This is a genomic window from Streptomyces sp. NPDC029836 (assembly GCF_055574495.1).
The window spans coordinates 695,549-713,705 of the sequence record NZ_JBVHZI010000001.1; the positions used below are offsets into that span (position 1 = coordinate 695,549).

Consider the following 18,157-nt stretch of genomic DNA (forward strand, 5'->3'; position numbering starts at 1 on the left):
CCGCTCACCACCGTGCACTCGTGCAACAGAAGGACCATGATGATCAAGAAGATGATGGCCACCGCCGCCGCCACCGCCTCCATCCTCGGCGCCGGCGCCGCTGTTGCCGCTCCGGCCATGGCCATCGGCAACGACAACGGGATCAACACCGTCAACGGCAACGGCGCTTCCCAGGTCTACGGCAACCAGAAGACCCACGGCGACCAGAGCCCGCAGCTCGGCCTCGTCCAGGGCACGCTCAACAAGCCCTGCATCGGCCTGCCGGCCAAGGTCAACGCCCAGTCGCTGATCGCCGCGCTGAACATCGGTGTCCAGGACATCAACGTCCTGTCCAACCCGCAGAACCAGCAGTGCGCCGAGAACTCCACCCAGGCCAAGGGCGACGAGCCGCTCTCGCACATCCTCAGCAACATCCCGGTCCTCTCGGGCAACGTGTCCGCCAACAGCTGACCCGGTCCTCTCTTCGAGCCGGGGCCTCCGACGCCTGCGCGAGTGCCCACGGGGCCCCGGCTTGCACCACCCCCGGATCCGCGGATCCGAACCTCCCCGTGGGCACCACCCTTGATGCCAAGAGCCTCCGGCCCGGTGGGCCGGAGGCTCTTGGCGTGTCCCGGGGCCCGACGGGTCCGGGCCTCCGGCGGGAAACCGCGCGCGCCTACTCGCCGTCCGCGCGGGATCCCTCCCCGCGCGAACCCTCCGCGCCCGGGCCGGCGGCGTCGCGCGGGTGCCAGTGCGAGGCCGTCTTGCCCGACGCGAGCTGGTCCACCACCTCGGCGAGGTCCAGGCACGCCTGCTCGATCCGCAGCCGGATGGTGTTCTGCTCGGTGACGAGCGCCGACAGCAGCAAAGAGGTGAGGGCCGCGCTGCCGTTGAGCGCCTGGAGGTTGACCATCCCCTCCACGAAGGTGTGGTGGGCGAAGGGGCCCACGCGGGCGATCGCCGCGGCGTTCGCCATGACCGACACGAGCAGCATGACGGGGGCGCTCCCCGCCAGTTGGAACCGCAGGGCCGCCCAGATCAGGAGCGGGAAGACGAGGAAGAGCAGGGCCAGGCCGCTCCTGGTCGCCAGCAGCGTGATGGCGAGCGAGCCGACGGCCAGGGCGGCGGCCTCGGCCCACCGGTAGGGGTCCTGGGACACGTGGACCTTGTGCGCGACCAGCAGCAGCGGCGTCAGCACCAGCACGCCCATCGCGTCGCCGGCCCACCACGTCCACCACACCGTCCAGAATCCACCGTCCGGCAGGCTGTGGGTGAGGACCAGCAGCCAGGCGCCGACGGTCGCGCTGATCAGCATCGGCGCCAGACCTCCGAGGAACACCAGGGCCACCCCGTCGCGCAGCCGGTCCAGGTCCCGCCGGAAGCCGACCCGGCGCAGCATCAGGGCGGCGCACACGGGGGCGAGGGTGTTGCCCGCGACGATCACCAGGCCGCCCGGGTCCTCGGAGCCGAGCGAACGGATGACGAGGAACGCGCCGAGCGCGATGCCCGGCCAGACCCGCAGGCCCTGCCAGAGCAGGCAGGCGAGGGCGATACCGGTGGGCGGCCACAGCGGGGTGACGACCGCTCCTTCGATCACCACCTGCTGGAGCAGCCCGATCCGGGCGCCCGCGAAGTAGGCAGCGGCAACGGCGAGGACCCGGACCACGGCCAGGAACGGACGTCGGAAGCCCTCGGTGCGCATCACTGCATCAGACAACAGCTCCGGCCCGTCGGCGCGGCGTGACACGCCTCAGGCGTCGCCCGTGTCACCCGGTCCGGCCCGGGAGGCCTCGTGGCGCAGCACCAGGACGGCCGCGTCGTCCTCGTGGCCCGTCGAATCGGCGACCTTCATCACCTCGGCGGCCAGCGCCCCCGGTTCCGCGCCGGCGGCGGCGCGGGCCGCGGCGGCCACCCGTGCCAGCCCGGCCTCCATCGGGAACGACGGGCCTTCGACGACCCCGTCGGTGACCAGGACGTACGAGCCCGCCGTCGTCAGTCGGCGCCGGGTCACGGGGTACTCGGCGCCGGGCAGCATGCCGAGCGGGGTCCCGCCCTCGTCCTCGACGACGCCGGACCGGCCGTCAACGGTGGCCCAGACACCGGGCACGTGGCCTGCGCGGGCCGTCTGGATCTCCCAGGTGTCGGGGTCGAACCGGAGGAAGGTGCAGGTGGCGAAGAGGTCGCAGTCCACGGAGAGCAGCAGGTCGTTGGCCCGGCTGAGCACCTCGCCCGGATCGGCGGCGGCCGCGGCCACCGCGCGGACCGCGATGCGGACCTGACCCATGAAGGCGGCGGCCTCCACGTCGTGGCCCTCCACGTCGCCGATGGAGAAGCCGAGGGCTCCGCCGGGGAGCGCGAAGCCGTCGTACCAGTCGCCGCCGATGCTCAGGCCGTGGCGGGCGGGCGTGTACCGGGCGGCCGTGCGCAGACCGGGGACGGCGGGGAGCGAGGCGGGGAGGATCTCGCGCTGGAGCGCCTCGGCGAGTTCCACGCGGGCCTGCTGGAGTTCCGCGCCTTCCCTGGCCTGGGCCGTCAGTCGGCCGAGCCTCGTCAGCAAATCGTCGGCGGTCTCCGACCGCGGGGACCGATGGGAGGTCATGGGCCCTCCGGGGTACGTCCGCCTTCAGGGTTCTGACGCGAGACAGCACTCATCATATTTCGGCGGCCCGCTGATCACATCCGCGTCCGTGCGGCGCCGGCGTTTGAGGTGCGGGATCCGGGCCACACGAGGGGGTACGAGTTCCCGTTCGACTCCAGGGAGTGATCAGCTGTGCCGGACAACGAGAAGCGTCGGGCCAATGCCGAGCAGGCCGTGGGCAAGCTCAAGGAAGCGGCGGGTCGTGCGGTGGGCAACGACCGGCTGGCCGCCGAGGGCCGCAGCGAGCGGACGAAGGGTGACCTGCGTCAGGCCAAGGAAAAGATGAAGGACATCTTCCGGCACCGGAAGCACTGACCGCTTCCGTCGTCATCGGGCCCCCGGGGTGGGGTCGGGCCGCGGCCCGGCCCCGTCCCGGGGGTCTTGCGGTGTGCCGAGCCGGTGCGCGGCCCGCCGCTCGTGGGCCAGTACCCGGCCCACGGCGATGCCGACGGTGACGACGACGAAGAACCCGATCAGCCAGGACAGCACGACGAAGACCAGCCCCAGCCCGCCGAACTGCTGCAGGCTGCGGTCGACGGCGCGCGGCATGTAGTACCGCGACCCGAGGGTGACGGCTTGCACCCCGAAGGCGACGAGGACCGCGCCGGGCAGCAGCGGCAGCCACGGCACCCTGGATCCGAGCAACAGGTGCTGGGTCCACCACCACAGCAGGGTGCCGCTGACCAGGGAGAGCACCGCGCCGACGACGAGGCCGGCGCCGAACGCGTCCTGGACCGGGCCCTGGAAGAGCAGCGCGGTCATCCACACCCCGAGCCAGGCGACCCACCGCCAGGCCGCGAGCCGGGCTCCGGCCTTCGGCAGGTGCCATGACCGTTCGCAGGTGGTCTGGAGGGCCCGGCTGCAGGCGGTGGCGGACAGCAGGGTCACCACCACGCCCACCGCGCCGGTGCCGGCGACGGCCACCGTGTCGCCGGCGGCGTACACCGCGCGGACCTGATCGAGGGCGGTGTCCGTCATGCCCAGGGTGGTGCTGATCGTCCGGATGAGTTCCTGGCGCATCCATTCGGGGGCGAGTGCGCCGATCACGAACAGCGCGGGAATGGCCCCGAGGAAGGCTTGTGCGGCCAAACGGGTGGCGCAGTCCAGCACGTGGACCCGTGCGAGCTGCTCCAGGACCCGGCCGAGGAACGGCGCGTACGTGCGCATCCAGGCCGGCACGACGAAGCGGCGCGGCCAGAGGCGCGTTCCGGGCACGGTGACGGCTCCTTCCGGGGGAACGGGCGCCCTTCCACCTGCGGCGGCGCCGTCCACGAGCAGGATGCGGGATCGGCCGTGGCGCGGCACCCCGGGCGCCGGCGGGCCCCGTTTTCCGCTCGCCGCGCGGCCCGCGAAGGACAGCCACCACCAGGTGTTTTTCCATATGTTCGCGAATCCGTTACAGAACCGATACATCTGCACCCATGTCCGGACCTGAATTTCGGGCGGCTTCGGAGAAAACTGTCCGCCGTTGCGTTCCAGGAATGACATCCGAGAAAGCAGGACCTTCACAGGTATCCGAACGACCTCAAGTCCACCCGAACGCGGAGGTATCACGATGTCCGTCTGCAGGAATGACTCCCATAAAGCCCGAGAGGCTCTCCGAGTTGTCAGCCGCACCGTCGGATTCCGTCCCCCTCGCCTTTTGTTGCTCCTCTGCCTGCTGACCGCGGGCACCCTGGCCGGGCCGGTAGCACCGGCCGAAGCGGCCACACCGTACGGCGCGGAGGCGTTGGCCGTGGCGGCTTCGAAGGAAGGTGCCCCTTATGCGCGCGGCGCAATGGGACCCAAAAGGTTCGACTGCTCGGGGCTGACCCTGTATTCGTTCCGCAAAGCCGGGAAACAGCTCCCCCGTACCGCTGAGCAGCAGTACGAGCACACTTCCCACGTTTCCCGCGACAAACGCGCATTGGGTGATCTTGTGTTCTTCCCGCAGGGCTCCACCGTGGAACACGTGGGCATTTATGCCGGTCACGACAAGATCTGGCACGCGCCCCGTCCGGGCACCCGGGTACGACTGGAACGCATTTGGAGCAAGAACGTCCGCTACGGCCGGGCCGGGTGACCCGATGACGGCATGAGGAGGCCCCGGCCCCTCCCGGGACCGCCCGGACGGGGGCGGACGGGAGGGGCCGGGGCCGGGGGGATCAGTCGTTGTAGCAGACGTTGCCGACGGCCGGGTTCAGCAGGCCGATCACGTTCACGCTGTTGCCGCAGATGTTGATCGGCACGTGGACCGGGACCTGGATCAGGTTGCCGGACAGGACGCCGGGCGAGCCGGCGGCGATCCCGTCCGCCTGGGCATCGGCGGACGCCGCCGAGGCGCCGCCCAGAACCGCCATGCCGACCGCCAGGGCAAGACCCGCGCTCTTCCACATTCGCATCACGCGTACATCTCCTCGCAACTGCCGCAGCGGCGCGTCCGCGCGCCGCACGGCCCCGGGCCGGGGCCGTCCCCCTCTCATCGGCAGCATCGGGCGCCCAGCCCCGTCCCGGGAGGACGCTTTCCCCCTAAGGAGTGCCGGTGCGCCACTGATCGGCCGTACCGCGGGCACCCGGCTCCGTCAGCCGCCCAGGCCCTTCATCAGCTCGGGTGCGTAGCGGTCGCCGGAGGCCACGCCGAGCGGGGCCACCGCCTCGATGCGGGCGAGGTCCTCGTCGCCGACCTCGACGGCGGTGGCGGCGACGTTCTCCCCCAGGTAACGGCGGCGCTTGGTGCCCGGGATGGGCACCGCGCCCTGGCACAGCGTCCAGGCGAGGGCCAGCTGGGAGGGGGTGACGCCCTTCTCGGCGGCGAGGCTGCGGAGCAGGTCGACGACGGCGAGGTTGCGGTCGAAGTTCTCGCCCTGGAAGCGGGGGTCGGTGCGGCGGAAGTCGTCGGCGGCGAAGTCGTCGGGGCTGGTGAGGGCGCCGGAGAGGAAGCCGCGCCCGAGCGGCGAGTAGGCGACGAGGCCGATGCCGAGTTCGTCGAGGGCGGCGCGGACGCCGTCCTGTTCGATGCCGCGCTCGAAGAGGCTGTACTCCGTCTGCACCGCGGCCAGCGGGTGCACTGCGTGGGCCCGGCGGATGGTGGCGGGCGCGGCCTCGCACAGGCCGATGTGACGGACCTTGCCGGCCGCGACGAGCTCCGCCATCGCGCCGACGCTCTCCTCGACGGGGACCCGGGGGTCGATGCGGTGGAGGTAGTAGAGGTCGATGTGGTCGGTGCCCAGGTGGCGCAGCGAGCGGTCGGCGGACCGGCGGATGTACTCCGGGGTCGCGTTGTGGCCGCGGAACTCGCCCCCGTCGGTGAACTCGATCCCCGTCTTCGTGGCGACGACGGCGGAGTCCCGGCGGCCTGCGAGGGCCCTGCCGAGCAGCTGCTCGTTGTGGAAGGGGCCGTAGCCCTCGGCGGTGTCGAGCAGGGTCACGCCCAGCTCCAGGGCGCGGTCGATGGTGGCGAGCGATTCGGTGTCGTCGGTGGCTCCGTAGTGGGCGCTCATGCCCATCAGGCCGAGTCCTTCGGCGCCGACCTGCAGGCCGTGGCCGCCCAGTGCGCGCATGTCCATGGTGTTCTCCTCGGGAGTGTCCGGTGGTGTCCGGGGACGTCAGTGGCTGGAAACGAAAGTAACTAACTGGATAGGTAAAGCATGCACGCAAGCGGCACAGCATGTCAATAACTGGATAGTTACTTGCTAGGCTGCCGCCATGGCACGGGATTCCAGCGCAACCAAGGCACGGCTGCTCGACGCGGCCTTCTCCGAGTTCGCGGCCCACGGCATCGCCGGAGCGCGCGTGGACCGGATCGCCGAGGCGGCCCAGGCGAACAAGCGGCTCATCTACGTCTACTTCGGCAACAAGGAAGAGCTCTTCGACGTGGTGCTCCAGCGGGCGCTGGAGGCGGGCTCGGAGACCGTCCCCTTCCGCGCCGAGGACCTGCCCGGGTACGCGGGGGCGGTCTTCGACCATCTCGTGGAGCGACCCGACCTGATGCGCCTGGTGCTGTGGAAGCAGTTGGAGCGGCCGGGTTCCACAGCGGCGGAGGTGGAGTCCTACACCGCCAAGATCGGCGTGGTGGAGCGGGCCCAGCAGGAGGGGTGCGTCGATCCGGCGATCGACCCCGTCGACCTCCTCGTGCTCGTCATGGGCCTGTCCCAGGCCTGGTTCGGCGCGCTCGGCGGACCCGCGGCCGGCGGCGCCGGCGCGGGCTGGACGCAGGAGCGGCTGGCCCGGCACCGCGCGGCCGTGGTGGAGTCCGTACGCCGGATGACCGCCCCGCCGAGCGACCCGGCCGGCTGAGCGGGGCGGCCCGTCCGGCCGGCGTCACGTCGCGTCCTCCAGGGGGGACGGCCGGTCGGCGTCCGGTTCGGGGCCGTTGCCCGGCCCGATGCGGAGTTCGAAGTCGCCGTCGTACTCCTCGTGGCCGGCGACCACCGCCTGGGCGACGGCCTCCTCGCCCATCTCGCCACGCACGATCAGCGGGTCCCGGCGCAGGTCGCGCAGGAGGGCCACGCACATGCCGATCATCACCACGGTGAACGGGGCCGCCACCAGGATCGTCAGGTTCTGCAGCCCGGCGAGCGCGTCTCCCTTGCCGTTGCCGATGAGCAGCATGACGGCCGCGACGGCGCCGGTGACCACGCCCCAGAACACGACGACCGGTCGGGCGGGTTCGAAGGTGCCCTTCTGCGAGAGCGTGCCCATCACGATGGACGCGGCGTCCGCCCCCGAGACGAAGAAGATGCCGACGAGGAGCATCACCAGCAGGCTCATCACCGTCGGGATGGGGAACTGCTGGAGCAGTCCGAAGAGTTGCCCCTCGGGTGTGCTCTCGCCGCTGAGTCGGCCGCTCTCCTGGAGCTTCATCGCCGTGCCGCCGAAGATGGCGAACCACAGCAGGCTGACGGTGCTCGGGACGAGGATGACCCCGCCGATGAACTGGCGGATCGTACGGCCGCGGCTGATGCGGGCGATGAACATGCCGACGAACGGGGTCCAGGAGATCCACCAGGCCCAGTAGAAGACCGTCCAACTGCCCAGCCAGGTGGCGACCTCGCCGGCGCCGGTGGCCTCCGTACGGCCGATGAGCTGCGGCAGGTCGCCGAGGTAGGCGCCCAGGGAGGTGGGGAGCAGGTCGAGCACGATGATCGTCGGCCCGGCGACGAACACGAACACGGCCAGCACCAGGGCGAGGACCATGTTGATGTTCGACAGCCACTGGATGCCGCGCTCGACGCCGGAGACCGCCGAGCCCACGAACGCGACGGTGAGCACGGCGATGACGCCGACGAGGAGGCCGGTGCTGACCGAGTTCATCCACCCCAGCTCCTGGAAACCGCTGCCGATCTGCAGGGCGCCGAGGCCCAGCGAGGCGGCGGAGCCGAAGAGGGTGGCGAAGATGGCCAGGATGTCGATGACCCGGCCCGCAGCGCCGTGGGCGTGCCGTTCGCCGATGAGCGGCTCGAACACGGCGCTGATCGTCTGGCGGCGTCCGCGCCGGAACGTGCTGTAGGCGATCGCGAGGCCGACGACGGCGTAGATCGCCCAGGGGTGCAGCGTCCAGTGGAAGAGGGTGGTCGCCATCGCCGTCTGCATGCGTTCGGCGGAGTCGACGGGGTGGGTGCCGGGCGGGGGCTTGTCGTAGTGGGCCAGCGGCTCGCTCACGCCGTAGAACATGAGCCCGATCCCCATGCCGGCGCTGAACATCATCGCGACCCAGGACACGGTGCGGAACTCGGGTTCCTCGCCCTGGCGGCCGAGCCTGATGCGGCCGTACCGGCTGATGGCCAGCCACAGCGCGAACACGACGAAGCCGCTGGCGGCGAGCATGAAGGCCCAGCCGCCGTTGTGGATCAGGCCCTTCAGCAGGCTGCTCGACACGCTCTCCAGCGAGTCGGTGGCCAGGGCACCCCAGAGCACGAAGGCGAGCGTCAGGACCGCCGTGACGCCGAAGACCACCGTGTCCGTACGGGAGCGGGGGCCGGCCGGTTGCTCTTTCGACAACGAGGTCCCCTCTCACGCGTGACCTCGTTCGACGTGGCCACGCAGGAACGTTTGCGTGGATACCTGACCTATCACGCTTCGCGGGCGGAACCGGGCTCATCCTCGCCGCGGCCGGGCACGCCGCCGGGCCGTTGGCCCAGTCGGGGCCGCTTTCGGCGCGGCCGCCACGATGTCCGGGGCGGCGCCGGGGCCGCGGGTCAGTCTCGGACGGGACGAACCACGGCCCGGCGGAGGTGTCCACGCATGCCCGGTGCTCGCCGCGGCGGATCGGTCGTCCACCTGGTGGGGGCGCTCGCCGGCTGCGTCGTGGGCCTGGTCGGCGGAGCCTTCCGCTGGTGCCTGGAACGGGCCGGGACGCTGCGCGGCTCGCTGCTGGACGCCTCCCGGGACCTCGGCGTCGCCGGCCTGCTGGTCCCGGTCGCCCTCGCGGCGGGGGGCGCCGCCCTCGCCTGCGCGATCGCCCGGCGGGTGCCGGCCGCCGCCGGCAGCGGCATCCAGGACGTGGAGGCCGTGTGGCACGGGGAGCGGGAGCCGCCGCGCCTGTGGCCGCTGGTGCCGGCCAAGTTCGTGGGCGGCGTGATCGCCATGGGCTCCGGCCTGCTGCTGGGCCGCGAGGGGCCCACCGTGCACATGGGCGCCGCGATCGGCACCGAGGCGGGACGTCGGACGCGGCTGGACGAGCGGGACGTCACCCTGCTGCACACCTCGTTGGCCGGGGCCGGGCTCGCGGTGGCCTTCACCGCCCCGCTCGGCGGAGCCGTGTTCGTCTTCGAGGAGGTGACGCGGACCGTCCGGGCCCGCCTGGTCCTGCTCACCCTCATCGGCACCGCCACCGCCGTCGGCTGCGCGCAACTGATCCTGGGCGACCGGCCCGTCTTCGCGATGCCCGACCCGGTCCCGCCGCCCTTGGCGCTGCTGCCGGTCTTCCTGCTGCTGGGCGCCGCGACCGGCGTCCTGGGGGTGGGCTACAACCGACTGGTCGTCGGCGCCCTGGCCTACTGCGACGGCGTCACCCGGGTCGGGCCGGTGGCGCGGGCGGCCGTCATCGGGGCGGTCGTGGGCCTGCTGCTCGGCATCGATCCGTCGCTGGGCGGCGGCGGGGAGCAGCTGAGCGGGCTGCTGGTGGACGGCGAGGTGCCGGTGGTGACCGTCCTCGCGGGCTACCTGGTGGTGCGCTTCGTGGCCGGGCCGCTGAGCTACGCGGCCGGCGCGCCGGGTGGCCTGTTCGCTCCGCTGCTGGCGCTGGGCGCCCTGTGGGGAGCGCTCCTCCACGGCCTCGCGGATCCGGTCCTGCCGGGCGGGACGGGAGCGGCGTCGTTCGCGGCCGTGGGCATGGCGGCGTTGTTCGCGGCGGTGGTGCGGGCGCCCCTGACCGGGGTCGTGCTGGTGGTCGAGATGACGGGGACGACCTCGTTGCTCGTTCCGCTGCTGACCGCCTGTTTCGCGGCGACGCTGACCGCCGACCGGCTGGGGAGCGTTCCCGTCTACGACACCTTGCGGGTGCGCATGGCGCGGTCCTCCTGAGGACGCCGCCGCCTTCTCGGGACGGAACCCACATGGACTTCCGATGTGTCAGGTTTTGGGGTGATGGCCCGTTACGTTGATCCGGTGACCGCCCCCGCACCGGCCGCCGCCCTCCCGCCGGCCTCCCCCGTCAGGGCCCTGCTCCCGTTGGTCCTGCCCGCGCTCGTGGTCGGCGTGGGCTCCAGCCTGCTGCTGACGGGCGTCAGCGAACTGGCCGACCTGCTGAAGAACGTCCTGTGGGAGACCCTTCCGGACGCGATCGGGGTGGGCCGCTGGTCCGTCGCGTGGACCCTGACCGTCCTGACCGTGACCGGTCTCGCGGTCGGGCTCGTCGTGTGGAAGGTCCACGGTCATGCCGGGCCGGACCCGGCGACCACCGGGCTGGTCGACCCGCCGCTGCCGCCCGCGGTGATTCCCGGCCTGCTGCTGGCGACCGTGCTGTCGCTGGCCGGCGGCGTCAGTCTGGGCCCGGAGAACCCGATCACCGCCGCGAACATCGCCCTCGCCTTCTGGCTGGGCCGCACGTTCATGCCGGCCGGCGCCCCGCAGCTGTGGGTGGGGCTGGGCGCCGCCGGCACGGTAGGGGCGCTGTTCGGGACCCCGGTCGCGGCCGTACTGATCCTCACCGAGTCGATGGTGTCGGGGCCCCGGCAGCCCCCGGCGGTGCCGGGCGGGAAGCCGCCCACACTGTGGGACCAGCTCTTCGCCCCGCTGATCGCCGCGGGCGCGGGCGCGCTGACGAGCCGGCTGATCGAGGCGCCCGTCTTCGGGCTCCCGCTGCCGCCCTTCACCGGCCCCGGCTGGGCCGACCTGCTCGGCGCGCTCGTGGTCTCCTCGGTGGGCGCCGCCCTCGCCATGGCGGCCGTCCACGCCTTCCCCCACGTCCACCGGGCCTTCCACCTGCTGCCGCACCCGGTGCTCGCGCTGACCCTGGGCGGTGTGGTGCTGGGTTTGCTGGCGGCGCTCGGCGGGCGGCTGACCCTGTTCAAGGGGTTGGCAGAGATGGGCGAGCTGGCCGCCGATCCGGGTGCCTACTCCGTCGGCGCGCTGGTCCTGATGACCGTGGTGAAGCTCGCTGCCGTCCTGGTGGCCTGCGGGTCCGGGTTCCGCGGCGGCCGGATCTTCCCGTCCGTCTTCGCGGGGGCCGCGCTCGGGTTCGCGGTCAGCGCCCTCGTCCCGTCGGTGCAGCCGCCGGTCGCGGTGACCTGCGCGGTGCTGGGCGTCCTGCTGGCCGTCACCCGGCAGGGCTGGGTCAGCCTGTTCACCGCCGCGATCCTGGCGCCGGACCCGGGGCTGCTGCCGCTCCTGTGCGTGGGGCTGTTGCCCGCCTGGCTGCTGGTCAGCGGGCGTCCGCAGATGCAGCTGACGGAGGCAGGGGTACCGCTGCGCTGACCCGGTGTGACGCCGCGCGTCCACCGCGTACCGCTCCGTCGGCCCGGCATTCCCCCGCTCGCCCCGCTTCCGCACCGCACATCGATTGCCGAGAGTGACACCGGTCACTTCGAGTGACGGATGGGACATGACCTGTGGAGGGCGGGGCAAGCGAGGTCATTGCCAGCTCACCGTGGGTCCGCCGCGGTGGCACAAGCGGAGGTACAGCGCGTCGTGTCGGAGCGAAAGACCATCTACACAGCCGGGGCTTGGCGGTCCGCGGCCTCGGGAGCGACCCGGGAGGTACTGGACCCGGCGGACGGGTCCGTCCTCGCCGTGGTGGCGGAGGGCGGCACCACCGACGTCGACGCGGCCGTGAGCGCGGCACGCGACGCGTTCGACCTCGGCCCGTGGCGCACCGTCCCGGCCCGCGAGCGGGCGGCGCTGCTGCACCGCACCGCCGATCTGCTGCGCCGCGACCGCGACCGCATCGGCCTGATGGAGAGCCTGGACGCGGGCAAGACCCTCGAAGAGGGCCGCGCGGACGTGGACTGCGTCGTCGACGCGTTCCGCTACTTCGCCGGCCTCGTCGCCGGTGAGGACGCGGGGCGGGTCGTGGAGGCGGGCAACCCCGACGTGCACAGCGTCGTCGTCCACGAGCCGGTCGGGGTCTGCGCCTTGATCACGCCTTGGAACTACCCGTTGCTCCAGGCCAGTTGGAAGATCGCGCCGGCGCTGGCCGCGGGCAACACCTTCGTCATCAAGCCGAGCGAGATCACGCCGCTGACCACGGTTGCCCTGATGGAGCTGCTCGCCGAGGCCGGTTTGCCCGACGGGGTGGCCAACCTGGTCACCGGAGCGGGCGATCCCGTCGGTGCGCGCCTGTCCGCCCATCCCGACGTCGACCTGGTGTCCTTCACCGGTGGGCTCGTCAGCGGTACGAAGGTCATGCGCGCGGCCGCCGAATCGGTGAAGAAGGTCGCCCTCGAACTCGGCGGCAAGAACCCCAACGTGGTCTTCGCCGACGCCTGCGCCACCGACGAGGGCTTCGACACCGCCGTCGACCAGGCCCTGAACGCGGCGTTCATCCACAGCGGCCAGGTCTGCTCGGCCGGTTCGCGCCTCATCATCGAGGAGTCGGTGCACGAGCGCTTCGTGACGGAACTCGCCCGCCGCGCCGAGCGGATCCGCATCGGCCGCGGCACCGATCCGGGTGTCGAGTGCGGCCCGCTCGTCTCCGCCGCGCAGCGCGAGCGCACCGAGTCCCACGTCGCCGACGCGCTCGCCGAGGGCGCCGTCCTGCGGGCCGGTGGCGAACGCCCCGACGGGCCCGGCTACTTCTACCGCCCCACCGTCCTCGACCACTGCCACCGGCGGATGCGCGTCGTGCGCGAGGAGGTGTTCGGCCCGGTGCTGACCGTGGAGACCTTCCGCAGCGAGGAGGAGGCCGTCGCCCTCGCCAACGACACCGAGTACGGCCTCGCCGGCGGCGTCTGGACGTCCGACGCGGGTCGCGCCCGCCGGGTCGCCGGCCGCATGCGGCACGGCACCGTCTGGATCAACGACTTCCACCCCTACCTGCCGCAGGCCGAGTGGGGCGGTTTCGGGAAGTCCGGGATCGGGCGCGAGCTCGGCCCCTCCGGGTTGGCCGAGTACCGCGAGTCCAAGCACGTGTACCAGAACCTCGCCCCGCGCCCCGTGCGCTGGTTCGCGGGTTGAGGAGGCAGGAGAAGCGATGAGCACGACCACCCCCCACCATCAGGACCGACCCGCGTCCGGCGGGTCCTCGTCCGTGCAGGAGTACGACTACGTCATCGTCGGCGGTGGCACCGCCGGCTCCGTGATCGCCTCCCGGCTCACCGAGGACCCGGACGTCACCGTCGCCGTCATCGAGGGCGGGCCGAGCGACGTGGACCGCCCCGACGTGCTGACGCTGCGCCGCTGGATGGGCCTGCTCGGCGGTGAGCTCGACTACGACTACCCCACCACCGAGCAGCCGCGCGGAAACTCGTACATCCGGCACAGCCGGGCGCGCGTCCTCGGCGGCTGTTCCTCGCACAACACCCTCATCGCCTTCAAGCCGCTCCCCTCCGACTGGGACGAGTGGTCGCGGGCGGGCGCCGAGGGTTGGCACGCGGCGGCCATGGACCCGTACTTCGACCGGCTGCTGAACAACGTGGTGCCGGTCGCCGAGGCGGACCGCAACGCCATCGCCCGCGACTTCGTGGACGCGGCCCGGGAGGCCCTGGGCGTGCCGCTCGTGGAGGGCTTCAACAGCAAGCCGTTCCACGAGGGCGCCGGGTTCTTCGACCTGGCCTACCACCCGGAGACCAACAAGCGGTCCTCGGCCTCGGTGGCGTACCTGCACCCGGTCATGGACGAACGGCCGAACCTGCGGATCCTGTTGGAGACCTGGGCGTACCGCCTGGAGCTGGACGGGACGCGGGCGCGCGGCGTCCACGTCCGCTCGGCGGACGGCACCCGGTCGCTGGTGACCGCCCGGCGCGAGGTCGTCGTGTGCGCGGGCGCGGTGGACACCCCGCGCCTGCTGCTGCATTCGGGCATCGGCCCCCGCGAGGACCTGGAGGCCCTCGGGATCCCGCCGGTCCACGACCTGCCCGGGGTGGGCGAGAACCTGCTGGACCACCCCGAGTCCGTGATCGTCTGGGAGACGGACGGCCCGATACCCGAGAACTCGGCCATGGACAGCGACGCCGGCCTGTTCGTGCGGCGCGACCCGGACTCCCCGGGTCCCGACCTGATGTTCCACTTCTACCAGATCCCCTTCACGGACAATCCGGAGCGGCTGGGCTACGAACGCCCGGCGCACGGCGTCTCGTTGACCCCCAACATTCCCAAGCCCCGCAGCCGCGGCCGCCTCTACCTGACGAGCGCGGACCCGGAGGTCAAACCCGCCCTGGACTTCCGCTACTTCACGGACGAGGACGACTACGACGGTCGCACCCTGGTGGACGGCATCAAGCTGGCCCGCCGGATCGCGGCGACGGAGCCGCTGGCCGGTTGGCTGCGCCGCGAGGTCTGCCCGGGACCGGAGATCACCGACGACGAGGCCCTCAGTGCGTACGCCCGCTCGGTGGCGCACACGGTCTACCACCCGGCCGGCACCTGCCGGATGGGCGCCCCGGACGACGAGGAAGCGGTCGTGGGGCCGGACCTGAAGGTCCGCGGTCTCGAAGGCATCCGCATCGCCGACGCCTCCGTATTCCCGACGATGCCCGCGGTGAACCCGATGATCGGAGTGCTCATGGTCGGCGAAAAGGCAGCCGAGTTGCTGGGCGGTGAGTCCCTGTGACCAGCACCGCCACCCGTACCGACACCGGTTCCGGCGCCACCGGCGCGCCCGGGGGCGACGGCGCCCCCGTGTTCGGCGTGCAGGGCCTGTGGAAGGTCTTCGGGCCCGAGCGGAAGGCCGCCCGGGTCCCCGGATCCGAGGACGCCTCGCTGCCCGCCGCGGAACTGCGCGAGCGGACCGGCTGCACCGCCGCCGTCCGCGACGTCACCTTCGACGTCCGCAAGGGAGAGGTGTTCGTCGTCATGGGCCTGTCCGGCTCGGGCAAGTCCACCCTCGTGCGCTGCCTGACCCGGCTCATCGAGCCCACGGCCGGTTCCCTGTCCATCGACGGCGAGGACGTCCTCGCCATGGACGCGGGTCGGCTGCGCGAACTGCGCCGCCACCGGGCCGCGATGGTCTTCCAGCACTTCGGTCTGCTGCCGCACCGCACCGTCCTCGACAACGTCGCCTACGGCCTGGAGATCCAGGGCATGCGCCGCGCCGAACGGCGCGCGAAGGCGGCCGAGATGGTGGCCAAGGTCGGCCTCGAAGGCCTGGAGAACCGGCGCCCCGGCCAGTTGTCCGGTGGACAGCAACAGCGCGTCGGGCTCGCCCGCGCGCTGGCCGCCGATCCCGAAGTGCTCCTGTTCGACGAGCCGTTCAGCGCCCTCGACCCGCTGATCCGACGCGAGATGCAGGACGAGGTGGCCCGGCTCCACCACGAGGAGGGCCGCACCATGGTCTTCATCACCCACGACCTGTCGGAAGCCCTGCGCCTCGGTGACCGGATCGCGCTGATGCGCGACGGCCGCATCGTCCAGCTCGGTACCCCGGAGGAGATCGTGGGCTCGCCCGCCGACGACTACGTACGGGACTTCGTCCGCGACGTGCCGCGCGAGCAGGTCCTCACCGTGCGCGGCGCCATGCGCCCCGTCATGGTCGGCGAGGACGCCCAGGGGGTCGCCCTCGCCCCCACCACCACCGTCGCCGAGGCCATCGAGGCCGTCGCCCGCAGCGGCGCGCCCGCCCGGGTCGTCGACCGGGGCCGGTGCCTGGGCGTCGTCGACGACGCCGCCCTGCTCGCGGTGGTGGCCGGCCTTGCGGCCCCGGCCGGACGAGGGGTGGCGGCATGATGACGCGCCGACCCCGTGGCAACGCCGCCGACACCGGGCGGTGGTGCGGATGACCACGACGACCAGACCCGTACGGGAACCCGGTCGCCGGGACCGTCCCCCGACCTCCGACCGACCGGACCGCGGCGGGTACCCGCCCCGACCCGGCGCCGGCTCCGCCGTCTCCCCCGGCCGTCGCCTCACGGCGATGCTGTTCCACCACCGCGCCGGCCGCAGGGTCCTGCCCCTCGCCGTCGCCGCGCTGGTGCTGATACCCCTCGCCTTCGCCTTCCCCGGCTCCGGTAGCTGGCCGGCGGCCCTGTCCGTGGACCTCTCCGGACCGCTGGGCCGCGCCGGTGACTGGATCGTCGACAACCGGGACGGCCACCCGCTCTTCCTCTACTTCTTCGGGCACATCAGCAACGCCGTCGTGGTGTCCGTGCGCGCCGTGTACGTCGTCCTGCTCGCCGCCGGCTGGACGGGCGTCACCGCCCTGGCCGGACTCGTAGCCCTGCGGCTCGCGGGCGTACGGCTCGCCCTGACCTGCGTCGCGGCCTTCGCCGCGTGCGGGCTCCTCGGCATGTGGGTGCCAACGATGCAGACCCTCGCGCTGATGGTCGTCGCCGTCGCCGTGTCCGTCGTCGTCGGCGCCCTGCTCGGTCTCGCCGCCGGGCTCTCCTCGCGCGCCGACCGCCTGCTGCGGCCCGTCCTGGACACCATGCAGGTGCTGCCGGCCTTCGCGTACCTGCTGCCGATGGTGCTCGTCTTCGGCATCGGCGTACCCGCCGCGGTCCTGGCGACCGTGGTGTACGCGGCCCCACCGATGGCCCGACTCACCGCGCTGGGCCTGCGCGGGGCGGACGCCGGGGTGCTGGAGGCCTCGGCCTCGCTCGGCGCGACCGGCCGCCAGCGGCTGCTGACGGCGCGGATCCCGCTCGCCCGCGGCCAGCTGCTGCTGGGCGTCAACCAGGCCATCATGATGGCCCTCTCGATGGCCGTCATCGCCTCGGTGATCGGTGCGGGCGGCCTCGGCGACCGGGTCTACCAGGCCCTCGCCTCGGTCGACGTCGGAGCCGCGCTCGCCGCCGGCATCCCGATCGTGCTGCTCGCCGTGGTCCTCGACCGCACGGCCGACGCGGCCGGCCGCCGACTGGGCACCGCCCCGGTCCCGCCCGAGGAACAGCCCCTGCTGCGCCGGGTGTTCGCGGGCTGGTACGGGCGGCTCCTCACCGTGCTCACCGCCGTCGCCGCCGCCGTGGTGGGTCACATGGCGGGAACGACCCTGTGGCCCGGATCCTGGACCGTGCCGATCGCCGAGCCCGTCAACCGGGCGGTCGCCTGGATGACCGACCACCTCTACTCCGGCGTGCCCGTGGTCGGCGGCACCGCCGACTGGGCGGCCCGCTTCACCGGCTGGATCCTCGACCCGCTGCGCGCGGGGCTGGAGGCCGCCCCCTGGTGGGCGCTGCTGCTGCTCACCGGAGTGATCGGCGTCCTCGTCGGCACTTGGCGGACCGCGCTGACCGCGGTCCTCGCACTGGCCGCGATCGGCGTCCTCGGGGTGTGGGAGCCCTCCCTCGACACCCTGTCCCAGGTGCTGGCGGCCGTCGCCGTCACCCTCGTACTCGGTTTCGCGATCGCCGTCGGCGCCGCCCGCAGCCCGCGCGCGCAGCGGCTGCTGCGGCCGGTGCTCGACGTCTGCCAGACCATGCCGCAGTTCGTCTACCTGATCCCGGTCGTCGCGCTGTTCGGCGTCGGCAGGGCTCCCGCCGCGGCCGCCGCGGTCGTGTACGCGCTGCCCGCCGTCGTCCGCATCACCACGCAGGGCCTGCTCGACGTCAACCCCGCCGCCGTGGAATCCGCCCGCTCGCTGGGCGCGACCGGCGCGCAGCAGCTGCGGCAGGTCCGACTGCCTTTGGCCCGGCCCGCGTTGCTGCTGGCGGTGAACCAGGCGGTGGTCCTCGTACTCGCCGTGGTCATCATCGGTGGCCTGGTGGGCGGCGGCGCGCTCGGCTACGACGTCGTCCTCGGCCTCGCCCAGGGCGACCTCGCCACCGGACTCGTCGCCGGCGCGGCGATCGTCTGCCTCGGCCTGATGCTCGACCGCGTCACCCAGCCCGCGAAGGAGGCCTGACATGAACGAGCGCCACCACGCGGGTCGCCGCGTCCGCCCGGGCCGTGACGTCCGTACCGCCCGCGGCGGCGTCCTCGGGCGTCGGGGCGGTCGGCTCGCCGCCGTGTTCGCCGCGGGTACGGCCCTGG

General features: G+C 72.8%; 16 protein-coding genes. 10 read left to right on the top strand and 6 right to left on the bottom strand.

What is annotated here, in order from left to right; all coding sequences use genetic code 11:
* Positions 1 to 39: 39 nt before the first annotated feature.
* Positions 40 to 450 (top strand): rodlin, encoded by a 411-nt coding sequence (locus tag ACZ4XJ_RS03315; protein ID WP_468495444.1) that lies wholly within the window; start codon positions 40 to 42, stop codon positions 448 to 450.
* A 205-nt stretch (positions 451 to 655) separates the two neighbouring features.
* Here ACZ4XJ_RS03315 and ACZ4XJ_RS03320 read toward each other — a convergent pair whose 3' ends face one another.
* A complete protein-coding gene (locus tag ACZ4XJ_RS03320) occupies positions 656 to 1,684 on the bottom strand; it encodes an MASE1 domain-containing protein (RefSeq protein ID WP_362876307.1) in 1,029 nt (342 codons plus the stop codon).
* Positions 1,685 to 1,729: 45 nt separating this feature from the next.
* Entirely contained in the window at positions 1,730 to 2,578 is an 849-nt protein-coding gene (locus tag ACZ4XJ_RS03325) for a PP2C family protein-serine/threonine phosphatase (RefSeq protein WP_468495126.1), read from the bottom strand.
* Positions 2,579 to 2,749: 171 nt separating this feature from the next.
* Between ACZ4XJ_RS03325 and ACZ4XJ_RS03330 the strand changes: the two genes are divergently transcribed.
* Positions 2,750 to 2,932, top strand: coding sequence for a CsbD family protein (locus tag ACZ4XJ_RS03330; protein WP_362876162.1), 183 nt, complete (start codon positions 2,750 to 2,752; stop codon positions 2,930 to 2,932).
* A gap of 12 nt (positions 2,933 to 2,944) precedes the next feature.
* Here ACZ4XJ_RS03330 and ACZ4XJ_RS03335 read toward each other — a convergent pair whose 3' ends face one another.
* Positions 2,945 to 3,832 carry a YhjD/YihY/BrkB family envelope integrity protein gene (locus tag ACZ4XJ_RS03335; protein ID WP_468495127.1) on the bottom strand — a complete coding sequence of 296 codons (888 nt, stop codon included), beginning with the start codon at positions 3,830 to 3,832 and terminating at the stop codon, positions 2,945 to 2,947.
* Positions 3,833 to 4,172: 340 nt separating this feature from the next.
* Between ACZ4XJ_RS03335 and ACZ4XJ_RS03340 the strand changes: the two genes are divergently transcribed.
* Positions 4,173 to 4,679 carry a C40 family peptidase gene (locus ACZ4XJ_RS03340; protein ID WP_468495128.1) on the top strand — a complete coding sequence of 169 codons (507 nt, stop codon included), beginning with the start codon at positions 4,173 to 4,175 and terminating at the stop codon, positions 4,677 to 4,679.
* A gap of 82 nt (positions 4,680 to 4,761) precedes the next feature.
* On the opposite strand, the gene ACZ4XJ_RS03345 is transcribed toward ACZ4XJ_RS03340, so the two are convergent.
* Together ACZ4XJ_RS03345 and ACZ4XJ_RS03350 are read right to left on the bottom strand one after the other, a co-directional pair.
* Entirely contained in the window at positions 4,762 to 4,998 is a 237-nt protein-coding gene (locus ACZ4XJ_RS03345; RefSeq protein ID WP_362884305.1) for a chaplin, read from the bottom strand.
* A gap of 180 nt (positions 4,999 to 5,178) precedes the next feature.
* Complete coding sequence (locus ACZ4XJ_RS03350; RefSeq protein ID WP_468495129.1) at positions 5,179 to 6,162, bottom strand: aldo/keto reductase; 984 nt, start codon at positions 6,160 to 6,162, stop codon at positions 5,179 to 5,181.
* Between the two features lie 139 nt (positions 6,163 to 6,301).
* Here ACZ4XJ_RS03350 and ACZ4XJ_RS03355 point away from each other — a divergent pair, with 139 nt between their 5' ends.
* The gene (locus tag ACZ4XJ_RS03355; RefSeq protein ID WP_362884291.1) at positions 6,302 to 6,892 is read left to right on the top strand and encodes a TetR/AcrR family transcriptional regulator; all 591 of its coding nucleotides are present in this window, start codon (positions 6,302 to 6,304) and stop codon (positions 6,890 to 6,892) included.
* 24 nt (positions 6,893 to 6,916) lie between these two features.
* Here the strand turns inward: ACZ4XJ_RS03355 and ACZ4XJ_RS03360 are convergent, their stop codons facing one another.
* Positions 6,917 to 8,596, bottom strand: a complete 1,680-nt coding sequence (locus ACZ4XJ_RS03360; RefSeq protein WP_468495130.1) for a BCCT family transporter — start codon at positions 8,594 to 8,596, stop codon at positions 6,917 to 6,919.
* Positions 8,597 to 8,839: 243 nt separating this feature from the next.
* On the opposite strand from ACZ4XJ_RS03360, the gene ACZ4XJ_RS03365 reads away from it, so the two are divergent.
* The 6 genes from ACZ4XJ_RS03365 to ACZ4XJ_RS03390 all read left to right on the top strand — a co-directional run bounded on the left by ACZ4XJ_RS03365 (position 8,840) and on the right by ACZ4XJ_RS03390 (position 18,029).
* Entirely contained in the window at positions 8,840 to 10,120 is a 1,281-nt protein-coding gene (locus ACZ4XJ_RS03365) for a ClC family H(+)/Cl(-) exchange transporter (protein ID WP_468495131.1), read from the top strand.
* Positions 10,121 to 10,183: 63 nt separating this feature from the next.
* Entirely contained in the window at positions 10,184 to 11,512 is a 1,329-nt protein-coding gene (locus tag ACZ4XJ_RS03370) for an ion channel protein (RefSeq protein ID WP_468495132.1), read from the top strand.
* 120 nt (positions 11,513 to 11,632) lie between these two features.
* Positions 11,633 to 13,210 carry an aldehyde dehydrogenase family protein gene (locus ACZ4XJ_RS03375; RefSeq protein WP_468495133.1) on the top strand — a complete coding sequence of 526 codons (1,578 nt, stop codon included), beginning with the start codon at positions 11,633 to 11,635 and terminating at the stop codon, positions 13,208 to 13,210.
* 16 nt (positions 13,211 to 13,226) lie between these two features.
* On the top strand, positions 13,227 to 14,804 hold the full coding sequence (locus tag ACZ4XJ_RS03380; protein ID WP_362884300.1) for a GMC family oxidoreductase: 1,578 nt from the start codon (positions 13,227 to 13,229) through the stop codon (positions 14,802 to 14,804).
* Positions 14,801 to 15,916, top strand: a complete 1,116-nt coding sequence (locus ACZ4XJ_RS03385; protein ID WP_468495134.1) for a quaternary amine ABC transporter ATP-binding protein — start codon at positions 14,801 to 14,803, stop codon at positions 15,914 to 15,916. Before ACZ4XJ_RS03380 ends, ACZ4XJ_RS03385 begins: the two co-directional genes overlap by 4 nt.
* 187 nt (positions 15,917 to 16,103) lie before the next feature.
* On the top strand, positions 16,104 to 18,029 hold the full coding sequence (locus ACZ4XJ_RS03390) for an ABC transporter permease subunit (RefSeq protein WP_362884307.1): 1,926 nt from the start codon (positions 16,104 to 16,106) through the stop codon (positions 18,027 to 18,029).
* The last annotated feature ends 128 nt before the right edge of the window (positions 18,030 to 18,157 follow it).